This window comes from Paenibacillus barengoltzii NBRC 101215, from assembly GCF_004000745.1.
Taxonomy (GTDB): Bacteria; Bacillota; Bacilli; order Paenibacillales; family Paenibacillaceae; genus Fontibacillus; species Fontibacillus barengoltzii.
This window is the reverse complement of record NZ_BILV01000049.1, coordinates 15111-29598: the sequence shown is the minus strand read 5'-3', so window position 1 is coordinate 29598 and position 14488 is coordinate 15111. Positions and strand designations below refer to the sequence as shown.

Annotated in this window: 13 protein-coding genes and 1 pseudogene; 9 read left to right on the top strand and 5 right to left on the bottom strand. The window is 53.3% G+C overall.

Annotation, left to right across the window (positions count from 1 at the left end; all coding sequences use genetic code 11):
* Positions 1 to 12: 12 nt before the first annotated feature.
* Positions 13 to 789, bottom strand: a complete 777-nt coding sequence (locus tag PBA01S_RS14355) for a YcnI family copper-binding membrane protein (RefSeq protein ID WP_127576235.1) — start codon at positions 787 to 789, stop codon at positions 13 to 15.
* Between the two features lie 38 nt (positions 790 to 827).
* Positions 828 to 2537, bottom strand: a complete 1710-nt coding sequence (locus tag PBA01S_RS14350) for a copper resistance CopC/CopD family protein (RefSeq protein WP_127576234.1) — start codon at positions 2535 to 2537, stop codon at positions 828 to 830.
* A gap of 314 nt (positions 2538 to 2851) precedes the next feature.
* Here PBA01S_RS14350 and PBA01S_RS14345 point away from each other — a divergent pair, with 314 nt between their 5' ends.
* The 8 genes from PBA01S_RS14345 (at position 2852) to PBA01S_RS14310 (ending at position 12211) form a co-directional block, all read left to right on the top strand.
* Positions 2852 to 3826: a diaminopimelate dehydrogenase gene (locus PBA01S_RS14345; RefSeq protein ID WP_028540135.1), complete on the top strand. Its 975-nt coding sequence runs from the start codon at positions 2852 to 2854 to the stop codon at positions 3824 to 3826.
* Between the two features lie 548 nt (positions 3827 to 4374).
* Positions 4375 to 5316 carry a cytochrome aa3 quinol oxidase subunit II gene (gene qoxA / locus PBA01S_RS14340; protein WP_085279769.1) on the top strand — a complete coding sequence of 314 codons (942 nt, stop codon included), beginning with the start codon at positions 4375 to 4377 and terminating at the stop codon, positions 5314 to 5316.
* 24 nt (positions 5317 to 5340) lie between these two features.
* Complete coding sequence (gene qoxB, locus PBA01S_RS14335; protein ID WP_028540133.1) at positions 5341 to 7314, top strand: cytochrome aa3 quinol oxidase subunit I; 1974 nt, start codon at positions 5341 to 5343, stop codon at positions 7312 to 7314.
* Positions 7311 to 7907, top strand: a complete 597-nt coding sequence (qoxC, locus tag PBA01S_RS14330) for a cytochrome aa3 quinol oxidase subunit III (RefSeq protein WP_009223973.1) — start codon at positions 7311 to 7313, stop codon at positions 7905 to 7907. Before qoxB ends, qoxC begins: the two co-directional genes overlap by 4 nt.
* A 1-nt stretch (position 7908) precedes the next feature.
* Positions 7909 to 8193 carry a cytochrome aa3 quinol oxidase subunit IV gene (gene qoxD / locus PBA01S_RS14325; protein ID WP_016313704.1) on the top strand — a complete coding sequence of 95 codons (285 nt, stop codon included), beginning with the start codon at positions 7909 to 7911 and terminating at the stop codon, positions 8191 to 8193.
* Between the two features lie 1000 nt (positions 8194 to 9193).
* The gene (locus tag PBA01S_RS14320) at positions 9194 to 9568 is read left to right on the top strand and encodes a metal-sensitive transcriptional regulator (protein WP_016313703.1); all 375 of its coding nucleotides are present in this window, start codon (positions 9194 to 9196) and stop codon (positions 9566 to 9568) included.
* Positions 9569 to 9635: 67 nt separating this feature from the next.
* Positions 9636 to 9836, top strand: coding sequence for a copper chaperone CopZ (gene copZ / locus PBA01S_RS14315; RefSeq protein WP_028540131.1), 201 nt, complete (start codon positions 9636 to 9638; stop codon positions 9834 to 9836).
* A 140-nt stretch (positions 9837 to 9976) separates the two neighbouring features.
* Complete coding sequence (locus tag PBA01S_RS14310) at positions 9977 to 12211, top strand: heavy metal translocating P-type ATPase (protein WP_127576233.1); 2235 nt, start codon at positions 9977 to 9979, stop codon at positions 12209 to 12211.
* Between the two features lie 96 nt (positions 12212 to 12307).
* On the opposite strand, the gene PBA01S_RS14305 is transcribed toward PBA01S_RS14310, so the two are convergent.
* The 3 genes and pseudogenes from PBA01S_RS14305 to PBA01S_RS14295 form a co-directional block, all read right to left on the bottom strand.
* A complete protein-coding gene (locus PBA01S_RS14305; RefSeq protein WP_085170878.1) occupies positions 12308 to 12925 on the bottom strand; it encodes a hypothetical protein in 618 nt (205 codons plus the stop codon).
* Entirely contained in the window at positions 12900 to 13106 is a 207-nt protein-coding gene (locus PBA01S_RS14300) for a type II toxin-antitoxin system antitoxin (protein WP_009223980.1), read from the bottom strand. Before PBA01S_RS14300 ends, PBA01S_RS14305 begins: the two co-directional genes overlap by 26 nt.
* A 19-nt stretch (positions 13107 to 13125) precedes the next feature.
* Positions 13126 to 13984 (bottom strand): annotated as a pseudogene (locus PBA01S_RS14295) (SPFH domain-containing protein).
* 249 nt (positions 13985 to 14233) lie between these two features.
* Here PBA01S_RS14295 and PBA01S_RS22805 point away from each other — a divergent pair.
* A complete protein-coding gene (locus PBA01S_RS22805; RefSeq protein ID WP_164744164.1) occupies positions 14234 to 14410 on the top strand; it encodes a hypothetical protein in 177 nt (58 codons plus the stop codon).
* Positions 14411 to 14488 lie beyond the last annotated feature (78 nt).

Genomic DNA, 14488 nt, shown 5'->3' with positions numbered 1-14488 from the left:
TATGCGATCAGCTTACTTGCGTCTGGAGCGTAACGTCAGCCCTAAAGCAACCAACGATACGAGCAGCGCGCAGGCCGAAAGTACAAGAGCCGTCGTGCCAGTTGGGGAACCACTGTCACTCTCATTGGACGGGGATGAGGATGAGAATTCGCTGTCTGAACCGCTCGTCTCCGTATTGTCGGCTGTCGCACTTTCATTGGTGCTGCTGTGATCATGTCCGGCGTCCTCCGTGGTGCCTGACGCGGCATCCGTTCCACCGTGTGAACCGGTATGATCCGCAGCGCCTTCCGCGGCGCTCACCACCGTTAATGAATGGGGGCGATCGGAATCTTCCGCGCCGGTCCATTCTACAACGCTGCCGTCGCTGTAATATTGGAAGGCGTCCCAGGCCAGTTCCGCGGGCTTGCCAGGATTTTGCGCGACGAATTCAAATTGCTGGAACTCGCCGGGGCCGATGCCAGCGCCTTCAGTCGTCCAGGTGACCGCCGTGACGGTTCCATCTTCCGCGGTTGTCAGCTCTACGTTCCAATCCGGTACGGGGCGGTACTGTTTGAAGGCGACTCCTTCCGGGATCTTGAGGGCGATTTTCACCGTATTAATGTCTTTCTCCACAGGTACTTTGATGGTATAGGTTTCCCAGGCTCCCGTTGGGGATTGGCTGGGCTTAACCGTTACATGTGCACTGGCCGTGCTGGTGAACAAGACAAGAATCAAGATCCATGCAATAGCAGAAGCGATTGCTGCGTAATGCCAAAACGGCTTTTTAAAATTACGTATTGGATTGAACATAACTAAAAACTCCTTTGATCATCGTTAAGATTATTCCTCTACGGATTCCCTACTGTCAGCTCTGTATCGTAATCGTAACTGTCGAGTGAACTTGTCAGAATATGGACGTGAATGTTCCAGCGGCCGCCCATTGTAATCAATTCGCTCGCCTCGGGAGGGGAGCCGCCGGGGAAGAGGATTTCGATCGTGCCCATGTCCATTTCCTTTGACGCTAGCTCCAGCGTCACTTGGTCCACATCGCTGCGGGGCTGACCATCCGGACCGAGCACATTCACCTGAAAGGTGTTGGTGCCAGCAACGTTTGGACTTATGCGGATCGTGACCTTCGTTCCATCATCCAACTGATGGATCAGAGCAGCGGGGCCGGGGGACGCAGCGGCTGTGGGCAAGTTCGCCAGGACACCAGCCAATAGAAGCACAGCTAGTCCTGCTCCCAATTCCGTCCATATGCCGGCGGCGTTCAGCGGCTTCCTTGCCTGTCTTCCACGCAGGAAGGACCAACCTCCAAGCAGCAGGCAGATCAGGGTCAGGGCAATTTTGGCCAACAGTACAAGACCATATGTCGTATGCGTTAGCGAGTAAAGCGTTGGTACGTGCAACAAACTCCCATACACGCCAGAGAGTACCAGGATAGCTACCATAATGAAGGCGAGTATGGAAAAACGCCGGACCGTCTGCCAAGAGAGAGGGAGGTGTGACGGTGCAGATTTCAGGGCCTCTTCTCCAGCGACAGTCTTGGCTGCTGCCGGAAGCAAAAACGCTATCGCACCAACACCGCCCAGCCAGATCAAGGATGCGGCCAAATGCAGGAAGTCTGCCGCTATGGCTGGTCCTCGCAGGTCTGCCGTGGCGGCATGTCCAATAAATGCCTTGGAGAGCAGCAGCCCTAAGCCAAGCAGCATAGCCCCAAGCAAAGGAAGCTGAGATGGTCGGTTGCTTCTGCTGGCGCGCAGCAGGTACAGCGTCCATAAGAGCAAACCTCCCAGCAATAGGAGCTGAACCTTCCAAATCTCCCCGAAGGTGGTATACACGAGCGTTTGCCGCCAAAGTGCCGGATCCAACGCTTCCTTCCATCCCCCGCCTGCATCGTCAGCGGTTTGCTGCGGCAAACTAAGCAGAATGCCGGCGGAGGAGGCGATCAGTCCGCTTAGCCATAGGACACGGCTGCGCCGCTTCAACCGTTCGGACCCCCAGGCGTTGTCCATGCGGGGGAGAAGCCAAGCATGAAAGACAACAGCCCCAAGATAGGCTGTCATTCCGCCATAAAATAGCCAGCGGACTAATAGCAGACTCCATCCTGGAAACGAGCTGCCGCCATCCGTCGTTGAATGGATCGGGAGCCCGCTCTCACCGCCTGGATCACCATGACCGATCTGAAACGGAATTGTGCCCGAGATGGCATGACCGTCGCCGGAAACCACATTCCACTTTGCCGTATACAGCCCCTCCGGCAAATCCGACTGCAGGGAGACGGTCAGCCGAGAAGGCTTCTGGGGATCGATTGCCGCTTCGCCATCGGTTACGTCGTCTCCATTGGGGCCAATGACTTCGAGTTTATGGAAGCCTGCCTCAATCGGTTCATTAAAATCGATGACGATCATCTCTGGGGACGTGTCTAATGTCTCGTTTGCTGCTGGATTGGAAGAAACCACATATGCGTGGGCAAAAACAGAAGCTGGTGTTAGAACAAGAACGATAATACATGCGATAACCGCGAAACCTGTCCATTTACGAAGAAACCTGTTCAATCGAATTCATCCTCAATTCAGATAGTCTATGAGCTTCCTCACAATGATTACCATTTTACATGGATTAATTCCGCCTGAGTATGACTAGAATGGGCTATATCGTGCCTCAATTTCTATCTAATTGTGTCTAATCTGTGAAGCCTGGCAATCCAGGGTTTGCATCAAACGTCAAATAATTTGCACAAATATGCAGAATGTTTAAACAAAAACGCTAACCTTGCATGTAAACTATTCAAAAAATGAGGAGCGTCCATTACAATGGGGGTTAGTCTATGGGTTATGACGAGTTTAACCATCATGAAGGGGGATATTCAGTGGCAACAATTAATGTCGGTATCGTAGGTTACGGAAATTTGGGACGGGGCGTGGAAATGGCGCTGAAGCAGAATCCTGACTTTGAATTGAAAGCGATTTTTTCGCGCAGACAACCAGACGAGGTGGCTGCCGCCAGCGGTGTGGTTCATATCTCCGAAATTGAAAAATATAAAGGTGAAATCGACGTAATGATTCTGTGCGGCGGGTCGGCTACAGATCTGCCGGAGCAAGGGCCGCAATTGGCGTCGATGTTTAATACGGTCGATAGCTTTGATACGCATGCGAGAATTCCGGAATACTTTGCAAAAGTGAACGAAGTAGCGCAGAAAGCAGGAACGGTCAGCGTGATTTCGACGGGCTGGGATCCAGGTTTGTTTTCGTTGAACCGTTTGCTGGCGGAAGCTGTACTCCCGGAAGGGAAGGACTATACGTTCTGGGGCAAAGGGGTCAGCCAAGGTCATTCCGATGCAATTCGCCGCGTGCCTGGCGTGAAGGACGGCAAACAGTACACCATTCCGGTAGAGGCAGCCGTAGAACGCGTACGCAACGGAGAAAACCCAGAGCTGTCCACTCGTGAAAAACACCTGCGGGAATGCTTCGTCGTTGCGGAGGAAGGGGCGGATCTGGCGAAGATCGAGCAAGAGATCAAGTCGATGCCAAACTACTTCGCGGACTACGACACGATTGTTCACTTCATTAGTGAGGAAGAATTGAAAACGAACCACTCCGCGATGCCGCACGGCGGTATGGTCTTGCGCAGCGGCCGGACCGGTGCAAACAGCACGCAGCTGATCGAGTTCAGCCTGAAGCTGGACAGCAATCCGGAATTTACGGCTAGCGTGCTGGTCGCTTACGCTCGCGCAGCGTACAAGCTGTCGCAAGCTGGTGAGTCCGGGGCGAAAACGGTCTTTGATATTCCGTTCGGCCTGTTGTCGCCGAAATCGCCGGAGCAACTGCGTAAAGAGTTGTTGTAGGCCGAAGATTCTGTTCAGAATTAACTTACAGCGGACATGCTTCATTTGATTCGTCTATCTGTACGAAAAATAGCATAAACATGAGGTAAGAGGTTGTCCTGAAGACAAGGGAAGTTTTGCTTTGGGGCAGCCTCTTTTGTTTATGTTCAATCAAAATGTCACGAAAATGTCGCACATTCTTCTCGTATCCAGGAGAGAGGCGAGGGTGCGAGATTGATTGGAATACGAAATATTGTGAACAAAATCACAAAATGGAGATTTTCTATGACAATTCTGCGAACTCTGATAGGCTACAGCCGCATTGTGAACAATTATCAAAATCGCCAATTTTGCCGGAAAACGGCCGAAAATCGGCTTAAATCAACTTTTCATGTGATGTAAAGGATAAAAGTCACACTATTGAATGTAATAAATTTACAGAAATAACATTCTATATGAATTGTTATTCAATCCCCCCTTTCCTAACATAAAAGTAGCTGATCGAACGAAGCCATGCCCATAGCTTTTGGGGATGGTGTTCACAATGAAGAAAGGGGTATCGGTATCCTATGAAAAGGAAAGGGTTGCTTTTAGCTTTATTTTCAGCCCTCCTTGTCCTCCTGACCGGGTGTAATCAGTTGACGGTGTTAGACCCGAAAGGTCCGGTGGCCAAGACCCAATCGCAAGTCATCATTTTTTCGATTTTAACGATGGCCTTTATTTTGCTGGTCGTTTACACGCTGTACATCTATATGTTAACGAAATATCGGGCTTCCAAAGCAGCGCCGGACTACGAACCGCCGCATGTGGAAGGCAGCAAATGGCTGGAAATCACTTGGATTACGATTCCAATCATTATCGTCGCGGTGCTGTCGGTTGTGACCGTGCGCAGTACGTCAGCGGTCGAAAAAGTGCCGGAAGGCTACGAGGATCAAAAGCCGCTCGTGATTTACGCCGCCTCCTCCAACTGGAAATGGCATTTTAGCTATCCGGAGGAAGGAATCGAGACGGTTAACTATGTGAACATTCCAACGAACCGTCCAGTAGAGTTCCGGCTGTATTCGTACGGTCCAATTACGAGCTTCTGGATTCCGCAATTGGCGGGACAGAAATACGCGATGAGCGACATGGTCAATACGCTGAACATCGTTGCTGAACATGAGGGCTCCTACATGGGTAAGAACTCGAACTTCTCCGGTGAGGGCTTCGCACACATGGAATTTGAAGCGCTGGCTATGGCGCCGTCGGAATATGACAAATGGGTCAAAGAAGTGAAGGACACCGCTCCTGAGCTGACCGAGTCGGAGTTCAATAAATTGCTGGAAACCGCACATGTCGGTCGTCAAACGTACAGCTCGACTCATCTGGACTTCCGTCCTGCGCCGGAAGGCGAGAACGCCGGTCATCATCATGGCGGCGAGAACGGAACCGAGGAGATGGACCATTCGACAATGGACCACTCCGACATGGACATGACGGAAGAATCTAGCGAACACGAAGCTCATAACTAATCAACGGGAAGGGAGTACCTGAACATGAAATGGGACGAATTTTTCGTCACGGGTGAGCCGATGATTTATGGTGCGATGGTCAGCATTGTGGTTGTATCGCTGGCGATCGTCATCGGATTAACCTATTTTAAAAAATGGGGCTGGCTGTGGCGCGAATGGTTAACGACCGTCGACCACAAGCGGATCGGCATCATGTATATCATCTCCGCTTTGCTGATGCTCTTCCGCGGCGGCGTGGATGCGCTGCTCATGCGGGCGCAGCTGGCGATGCCGGAGAACGGGCTGCTGGATGCGCAGCACTATAACGAAATTTTTACAACACACGGGGTCATTATGATCCTGTTTATGGCGATGCCGTTTATCGTTGGTTTGATGAACGTGGTTATTCCGCTGCAAATTGGCGCGCGCGACGTCGCGTTCCCACGGCTGAATGCCGTCAGCTTCTGGCTGTTCTTCGCCGGAGCGATGCTGTTTAACATCTCCTTCGTCATCGGGGGCTCCCCGGATGCCGGATGGACCGCTTACTTCCCGCTGGCGAGCGTTGAGTTCAGCCCAACGGTAGGTAATAACTACTACTCGATCGCGATCCAAATCGCGGGGATCGGTACGCTGATGACTGCCGTCAACTTCCTGGTGACGATTCTGAAAATGCGTGCACCAGGCATGACGCTGATGAAAATGCCGATGTTTACCTGGTCGGTACTGATCACCAATATCATCATCTTGTTTGCGTTCCCGGTATTAACCGTAGCGCTGGCACTGATGATGTTCGATCGCCTGTTTGGTACGCAGTTCTTTACAATGGCCAACGGCGGGATGGATATGCTCTGGGCCAACCTGTTCTGGGTATGGGGCCATCCGGAGGTTTATATCGTGATTTTGCCGGCCTTCGGGATTTACAGTGAAGTTATTTCGACGTTCTCACGTAAAAACTTGTACGGCTATAAGTCCATGGTGTGGAGTATGATCGTCATTTCGCTGCTGTCGTTTATCGTATGGGCGCACCACTTCTATACGATGGGTCACGGCGTCATGGTTAACGGGATCTTCTCGATTACAACAATGGCGATTGCAGTTCCAACTGGGGTTAAAATTTTCAACTGGCTGTTTACGCTGCAAAAAGGGCGCATCGAATTTACAACGCCGATGCTGTATTCCCTCGCTTTTATCCCGATCTTTACGATCGGTGGGGTAACCGGGGTCATGCTGGCGATGGCGAGCGCCGACTATCAATACCACAACACGATGTTCTTGGTGGCGCATTTCCACTACGTGCTGATTCCAGGTACCGTATTTGCGGTGATTGCAGGGTTCTATTACTGGTTCCCGAAATTGTTTGGGTTCCGGCTCAACGATCGTCAAGGCAAACTGGCTTTCTGGATTATTGCCATTAGCTTTAATGTAACCTTTATGCCGCTGTTCTTCCTTGGTCTGAAAGGAATGACCCGGCGGATGTACACCTATTCGGAAAGCACCGGCTTTGGTCCGCTGAACTTGATCGCTTCGATCGGTGCGGTGGGACTCGCCATCGGGTTTATCGTGCTGGTGTACAACATTTACTGGAGCTTCCGCTACGCGGAACGGGACAAAACGGGCGATCCTTGGAACGCTCGTACGCTGGAATGGAGCACGCATTCTCCGGTTCCAGAATACAACTTTGCCGTTGTACCTAAGGTCGATTCACTGGATCCGTTCTGGGTATCTAAGAAAACCGGCAAACCGTTGTACTCGGACAAATACGAAGAGATTCATATGCCGAACAACAGCGGCCAACCGTTTATCCTGGGTGTGATTTTCTTCTTCTTCGGATTCTTTATGGTCTTTAGCTGGTGGGTACCGGCGATCATCGCCGGCCTGGGAATTCTCGTCATGCTGGCGGTACGTTCTTTCGAACGCGACCACGGTCGACATATTCCGGTCAGCGAAATTATCAAAACCGAGAAGGCTTTGGCCAGTCGGTTGGACTCGGATGCAGGATTGCGGGGTGAACACGCATGAAGGTAGATCATACTTTACCGCTCGAATATCAAACGGAAGAGAACAGTAACCGGGTACTTGGGTTCTGGCTGTTCCTGGGCGCGGAAATCGTGCTCTTCGCCACGCTGTTCTCGGTGTATCTGACGCTGTGGAACCGGACTGGCAGCGGCCCGAACGGAGCAGAAATCTTCGAAATCGGACCGGTGTTGGGCGAAACGTTCTTGCTGTTGACCAGCAGCTTTACCTGCGGTTTGGCGGTACACAGCATGCGTCTGGGGCTGAGAAAACCGTTTATGGCGTTCTTCGCCATCACGCTGCTGTTGGGCCTCGGGTTCCTGGGCATCGAGATTACCGAGTTCGTGACTTATGTGCATGAAGGCGCGACGATGCAAACGAGCGCGTTCCTGTCGAGCTTATTCGTCTTGCTGGGGACGCACGGCGCCCACGTGACGCTGGGTCTTCTGTGGGGCAGCGGGTTGATGATTCAGGTGAAACGCGAAGGATTTACTCATGATACGGCGAATAAATCGTTTATTTTCTCGCTGTACTGGCACTTCCTGGACGTGGTCTGGATCTTCATCTTCAGCTTTGTATACTTGAAAGGACTGATGTGACATGAAAAAACTGTTCCCGATTCAACACGTCATGGGATATGTGTTCTCACTGATCCTTTCTGTCGTAGCACTGTCGGTGGTGTTCTGGGATATGTCGTTTGCCATGGGCATGACGATCCTGCTCATCTGCGCGGCCGTACAGATGTCGGTGCAGCTGTTCATGTTCATGCACATCGGCGAGAACCGCAGCAAAGGTGCCTTGTACGCCAACCTCGTATACGCCCTGTTCGTCGGGCTGGTGACCGTCTTTGGTACGTTGCTGACGATGATTTGGGGTTACCAATAAGAGGGCAGTCAAATATCGGAAAAGAAACCCGCTGTCACGTAGTGTGGCAGCGGGTTTTTTGGCGTTGGCGGGGGGATGCTAGATAGAGAGGAGCTGCCTTCGATGGAGCCGCAGGGGGCTAAGACGGGCGGCGCTATTATGCGGCGGGTGGGGGCAAGCGCGCGGGCTACGCTAGTACGCGAGCAACCGCATATTACGCTTACGCGAATTCCCTATTACCGACTATTGACACTGTCGTCGCGCAAGTTACTTTTAACTGTTCATGATACTCCTAACTACTTCTAACTACTAACCGACCGGTCGACGTGTGCCGTTTCGGCTAACGCTTGCCACAGTGCTTATTTGGGCCCAAAGCGGGGGGTTTCATTTCTAACGCTTGTCAGCGAGCTTATTTGCACCAAACGGCTCCGTTTCCAGGGCATAACGGGCGAATAAGCTCTCTCATAAGCGTTAGATTCTTAACGCCCTCATTTTGGGCCCAATAGCGTTCCTGGTAAGCGTTAGAGTGCAGATGATACGCTGATGCAGCAGGTGTCTCGGCTGTTGCTGCTCATTGTTGCTGTTGTAGCCGCAGTCGCTATTGTCATACTACTGTACCGGTTATTTTAACGGACCGTAGAGCCGTTATTTGAGGTTGATTGGCGTTTGCTGGCGGCTAATGGACTTCATGGCCGTTATTTTGCGGATGTTGCACAGGTTGGGATCTTTATGGTGCGAATAAGATCAATGGGGTCTGTTAACACGGGAAATGAGCCGGGAAATGACAAATAAGGACTTTGAGGTCCGTTACGGGGCAGCGATAGGAGGATATCGTCAGAAGGAAGGCTTTAAGAGGTTAGCGTTCAGAGGTAAACATTAGGAGGTAACCATTCGAGTAACCATTGCGAGGTCTGTTTTGCGTCGAGAAAAAGATTTGCTGCCCCCTCTTTACATACCCCATGGGGGTATATTATAATGAGCGTACCACAGCAAACCACGTTGGTTTGGAAAGGAGTCATGTATGGCGAAGGTCGAGGGACAGGAACATGTGGCGTCCGCTCATTGCGAGGAGCACGGCGGGCATCAACACGTATCGGAAACGGAGAATGGTAAGCCGGTACGGCGCAGTCATCATTCCGAAGCGATGAAGAGCAACTTGACCAGCCGATTGAACCGGATTGAAGGGCAAATCCGCGGTATCAAAGGGCTGATTGAGAGAGATACTTACTGTGACGATGTGCTGAACCAGATCGCCGCCGTGCAATCTGCGCTGAACAGCGTGGGCCGGCTGCTGCTGGAGGGACACATGAAGAGCTGCGTGATCGAGCGAATTCAAGCCGGTGAGACGGAAGTGCTCGACGAGCTGCTCGTTACGGTCAATAAGCTGATGAAATAAACAGTGGAACCCCCGGGGGGGTACGCTGCAGAGGAAGCATCTATAAAACTCATGGGAGGAACGAATCATGCAAAATATTACGTTAACCGTTGAAGGAATGTCCTGCAATCATTGCGTGAAATCGGTAGAAGGAGCGGTTGCCGGCCTTGGCGCTACAGGGAAAGTGGATCTGGCTGCGAAGAAAGTGGAAGTGACTTTCGACGAAACGAAAGTGACGGTTGATCAAATCAAAGAAGCGATCGAGGATCAAGGCTACGACGTCGTTTGATCGAAAGACTTTTCCTGGACCTCTGAGACGTACGAGCAAATTCGCCGTGCGTCTTTAGGGAACGGGAGTTGGAGTTTTTATTTGCCCTTTACATACCCCTATGGGGTATAACTTACAGGGGTTAAGATGGAGGAATTGTCATGGAAAAAACATGGCCAGCCGCCGGTGCGAATCACGACCAGACAACATTGCAAATTACCGGCATGACCTGCGCGGCCTGTGCGGCACGGATCGAGAAGGGGTTAAACCGGCTGCCCGGCGTGGAACAAGCCAACGTCAATCTGGCGCTGGAAACGGCGCAAGTGCGGTATGAGCCGGGGACGGTCTCGATCGAGCAGATCATCAATAAGGTAAGCCAGTTGGGCTACGGTGCGGTATTGAAGCCGTCCGAGAAGGAGTCCGGGGAACTTCGCGCACGGGAAATCCGGAAACAACGAAATAAGCTGATCGTGTCGGCCGTGCTTGCGTTTCCGCTGCTCTGGGCGATGGCCGGGCATTTCTCCTTTACCTCATGGATCTGGACGCCGGAGCTGTTTATGAACCCGTGGTTCCAGCTCGCGCTGGCAACGCCGGTGCAATTTATCATCGGCTGGGGCTTTTACGTCGGTGCCTTCAAAGCGCTGCGCAGCCGCAGCGCCAACATGGACGTATTGGTCGCGCTGGGTACGTCGGCGGCGTATTTTTATAGTTTGTATTTGAGTTTGGACTCTTTGTCGATGCCTCATGGGCATACCCCCCAGCTGTATTATGAAACCAGCTCGATCTTGATTACATTAATCCTGCTCGGTAAATGGTTTGAGGCGTTAGCCAAAGGCCGCTCCTCCCAAGCGATCAAAACGTTGATGGGGCTGCAGGCCAAAACAGCGCTGGTTCTCAAAGACGGTGTCGAAACGGTGGTATCGATCGAAGGGGTTGTACCCGGGGACGTATTGATCGTCAAGCCAGGTGAGAAGATCCCGGTTGATGGCGTCGTCATCGGCGGGGTCTCGTCCGTAGATGAATCGATGCTGACCGGGGAGAGCATCCCGGTGGAGAAGAAGGAGGGCGACACGGTCATCGGTGCGACCGTCAACAAACATGGCGTGCTGCGTGTACAAGCGGCCAAGGTAGGCAGTGAAACCGCGCTTGCGCAAATCATCCGTGTCGTTGAGGAGGCGCAAGGCTCGAAGGCGCCGATTCAGCGGGTAGCGGATGTGATTTCCGGGATTTTTGTCCCGATTGTGGTTGGGATTGCGGTAGTTACGTTCTTGGTATGGTTTTTCTTCGTGGCGCCGGGCAGCTTCGCCGAGGCGCTAGAAAAGGCGATCGCCGTGCTCGTTATCGCGTGCCCTTGCGCGTTGGGGCTGGCGACGCCAACATCGATTATGGCCGGGTCCGGACGAGCTGCGGAGTACGGGATCCTGTTTAAGGGCGGCGAGCACCTCGAGGCCGCCCAAGGGCTGCAAGCGATCGTGCTGGATAAGACCGGCACGATCACGCGGGGGCAGCCGGAGCTGCGGGAAGTCGTCCCGGCCGAGGGCTGGGACGAAGCTGCGTTGCTCCGGCTCGTCGGCGCCGCCGAGCGCGGGTCAGAGCATCCGCTGGCGGATGCTCTGGTGGCCGGGGCGCGGGCGCGCGCCCTGGAGCTGCCCGAGGCCACCGCTTTTGAGGCGGTGCCCGGGCACGGCATCACGGCGGTCGTCGAGGACCGCCGGGTGCTCGCCGGCACGCGCCGCTTGATGGCGCGTGAAGGCGTCGACGTCGCCGCCGCGGAAGCCGGCATGGCCGCGCTGGAAGCGGCCGGCCAAACCGTGCTGCTCGTGGCGGTCGACGGCGTCTACGCCGGCATGGTCGCCGTGAGCGACACCGTGAAGGAGACGTCCAAGGCCGCGGTGGCGCGGCTGAAGGAGATGGGCCTTCACGTGGTGATGATCACCGGCGACAACGTGCGCACCGCCCAGGCGATCGCCGCCGAGGTCGGGATCGACGAGGTGCTGGCCGAGGTGCTTCCGGAAGGCAAAGCCGCCGAGGTGAAAAAACTCCAGGCCCGCGGCCTGAAGACGGCGATGGTGGGCGACGGGATCAACGACGCTCCCGCGCTGGCCGTAGCCGACGTAGGCATCGCCATCGGCACGGGCACCGACGTGGCCATGGAGGCCGCTGACGTCACGCTGATGCGCGGCGACCTGGAAGGCGTGCCGGATGCAATCGCCATGAGCAAGCGCACAATGGGTAACATCAAGCAGAACTTGTTCTGGGCGCTTGCTTACAATTCGATCGGTATCCCGGTCGCCGCTGCAGGCTTCCTCGCTCCGTGGCTGGCCGGAGCAGCGATGGCGCTCAGCTCCGTCTCCGTGGTGCTGAACGCGCTGCGCTTGCAACGAGTGAAGCTATAATCTTACGATGTAAAGTGAAACGAGCCTCCCAACTCGTAAGGTTCCGGACGTTTGTTCCGGTCTTACGAGGGAAGGCTCGTTTTTTTGATGGAAATGCTATTGTTTTGGATGGATGACGGGATCCCCAATAATGCCTTGATCCTCCAAGGCAAGAAGCAGCTTCTTCATGAGCTCAACGGTTGCTGTGATAGCAGTCACGTCGGGCTTCTTTAATTTCTCCGTACAGGTCAAAGTGGCACGTCCGTTCTTAATCCGCAGTCGTACATGGATCTTGGAATGAAGGTTCAGCAACTCTTCGATCCCTTCATATTTCAATGCCGATCGCAGGAGACTGGGATGGGAAGCTTTGGCTCGATATTTTTTGTTCAGCGCGGAGTTGGGAAGGGAAGCTTCCCGGAGCCCCCTGGAAAACCAAGCCAAGATATGTCGGTTGGCCGAAAATAACACGAACTCCAGCTTTCGGCGCGGCCGGTAGCTGTACTTCACGGAGATCGCGTACTCATGACCGGAGCTGTCGTTATTCGGGTCAGTGATCGTCACCTCACAGGAACCGAAGTGTGGGGAAAGCGGCAGATGGACACGCTGTCCCTTATACTTCCAGTTCTTAAAAGTTCCTGCAGCGTAAGTCCCTCCAGAGGTTCTGGCGTACTCTTTTAGCAGGGTCGTCGACTTCGGTTCCCACCACGACTTACTTTTTACTGTCGTCTGCGTCATGCTTCTCTTCCTCCTTGCCCGGCGCCCGGGTGGAAGGCAGTCTTCCCTCGCGGCGCAATGCTTCTCGCAGCAGGTATTCGATATGCCCATTCACGCTTCGGAATTCGTCCGCTGCCCAGCGTTCCAAAGCCTGATATAGCGTCGGGTCAAGGCGAAGTGGGAAGCTCTTTTTGCTGGCCATCGTGAATGGATGCCCCTAATTAATACAACGTGCTAGTATTGATGACCGGCTGGGCGGAACGGTCGGAGACGACAGCGACAAGCAGGTTGTTAATCATAGCGGCTTTGCGTTCGTCATCCAGCTCGACGACTTGACCGGCTTGCAGCCGTTCAATTGCCATTTGAACCATGGTGACGGCGCCGTCAACGATTTTCTCGCGGGCGGCGATGATCGCTTCGGCTTGTTGACGTTGCAGCATCGCACTTGCGATTTCGGTCGAGTAGGCCAGATGCGTCAGGCGCGACTCAATGACTTTAACCCCGGCGATGGCTAGACGGTTTTGCAATTCGCTGGTGAGCTCCAGCGCAATCTCTTCCGTATTGGCGCGCAGGGAGAAGCCAGTTTCGGAGTCGTCCAGTTGATCGTACGGATATTTGCTGGCGACGTGGCGCAGTGCAGCTTCGCTCTGAATTTCTACAAAGGTTTCGTATTCATCCACTTCAAACAGCGCTTTAGCGGAGTCGACTACCGAAAACACCACGACAGTGGCGATTTCGATCGGGTTCCCTTTGACATCGTTAACTTTCAGCTTAGCGCTGTTGAAGTTACGAACACGCAACGAAACTTTTTTGCGAGTTGAGAACGGGACGGCTAGATAGAAGCCGCTCTTGCGGATTACACCCAGGTAGCGCCCGAAAAAGGTGATAACGGCTGCTTGGTTCGGTTGTACGATCGTCAGCCCGGTTAACAGCACGAAGGCGATGACGAAGGAGAGCACACCGCCGACCACAGGAACGACATCGCTTAACGTGACGAGGAATCCCCCCCAATGCAATAAATCCGAACATAAACAACAGGGCAACAAAACCGTTTAGGCATGAAATTTCTTTTTCTTTCATATGAAGTGACACTCCTTCACATATTAAATTGATATTTATATGATATCACTTTTGCAAAATAATGTAAATAGGCTGTGGTGATATTCTCTGCCGGGGTCCTTTACATGATTATCCCCTTCGCTCAGATAGGCGAGAAATCGATGGAGGAACACGGTATGAATCGATTATTGCTTGGATGGGAGTGGAGCATGTGGCCTGACCGCCCGTCGTGCTGCCAGAAACGCGCGCTGGGAGTAGCGCGCGTTAGGAATGGAGGATGGGGAAGAAAGTGAGAATGAGGATGAGAATGAGGATGAGAATGAGGATGAGGATGGTCAGGAGATAACGGTGAGAAGGATGATGAGGAGGATAGGGATGGGGATGGTGTTTTTAAGGAAGGAAAGGAGGAGGGGAATGGGGTTAAAAGCGAGGCGGCCTCTCAGCTGACCGAACGGGATAGTGCGTGGGTGAAGTGGAACCGTATCTGACCGAATGGGATAGTGCGTGGATGAAGTGGGGCCGGCT

What these genes read in the sequence shown, in the direction of transcription:
- PBA01S_RS14355 (WP_127576235.1), bottom strand. Translation starts at nt 789, where the DNA reads ATGTTCAATCCAATACGTAATTTTAAAAAGCCGTTTTGGCATTACGCA.
- qoxA (WP_085279769.1), top strand. Translation starts at nt 4,375, where the DNA reads ATGAAAAGGAAAGGGTTGCTTTTAGCTTTATTTTCAGCCCTCCTTGTC.
- qoxB (WP_028540133.1), top strand. Translation starts at nt 5,341, where the DNA reads ATGAAATGGGACGAATTTTTCGTCACGGGTGAGCCGATGATTTATGGT.
- qoxC (WP_009223973.1), top strand. Translation starts at nt 7,311, where the DNA reads ATGAAGGTAGATCATACTTTACCGCTCGAATATCAAACGGAAGAGAAC.
- qoxD (WP_016313704.1), top strand. Translation starts at nt 7,909, where the DNA reads ATGAAAAAACTGTTCCCGATTCAACACGTCATGGGATATGTGTTCTCA.
- PBA01S_RS14320 (WP_016313703.1), top strand. Translation starts at nt 9,194, where the DNA reads ATGGCGAAGGTCGAGGGACAGGAACATGTGGCGTCCGCTCATTGCGAG.
- copZ (WP_028540131.1), top strand. Translation starts at nt 9,636, where the DNA reads ATGCAAAATATTACGTTAACCGTTGAAGGAATGTCCTGCAATCATTGC.
- PBA01S_RS14310 (WP_127576233.1), top strand. Translation starts at nt 9,977, where the DNA reads ATGGAAAAAACATGGCCAGCCGCCGGTGCGAATCACGACCAGACAACA.
- PBA01S_RS14305 (WP_085170878.1), bottom strand. Translation starts at nt 12,925, where the DNA reads ATGACGCAGACGACAGTAAAAAGTAAGTCGTGGTGGGAACCGAAGTCG.
- PBA01S_RS14300 (WP_009223980.1), bottom strand. Translation starts at nt 13,106, where the DNA reads ATGGCCAGCAAAAAGAGCTTCCCACTTCGCCTTGACCCGACGCTATAT.
- PBA01S_RS22805 (WP_164744164.1), top strand. Translation starts at nt 14,234, where the DNA reads ATGGAGGATGGGGAAGAAAGTGAGAATGAGGATGAGAATGAGGATGAG.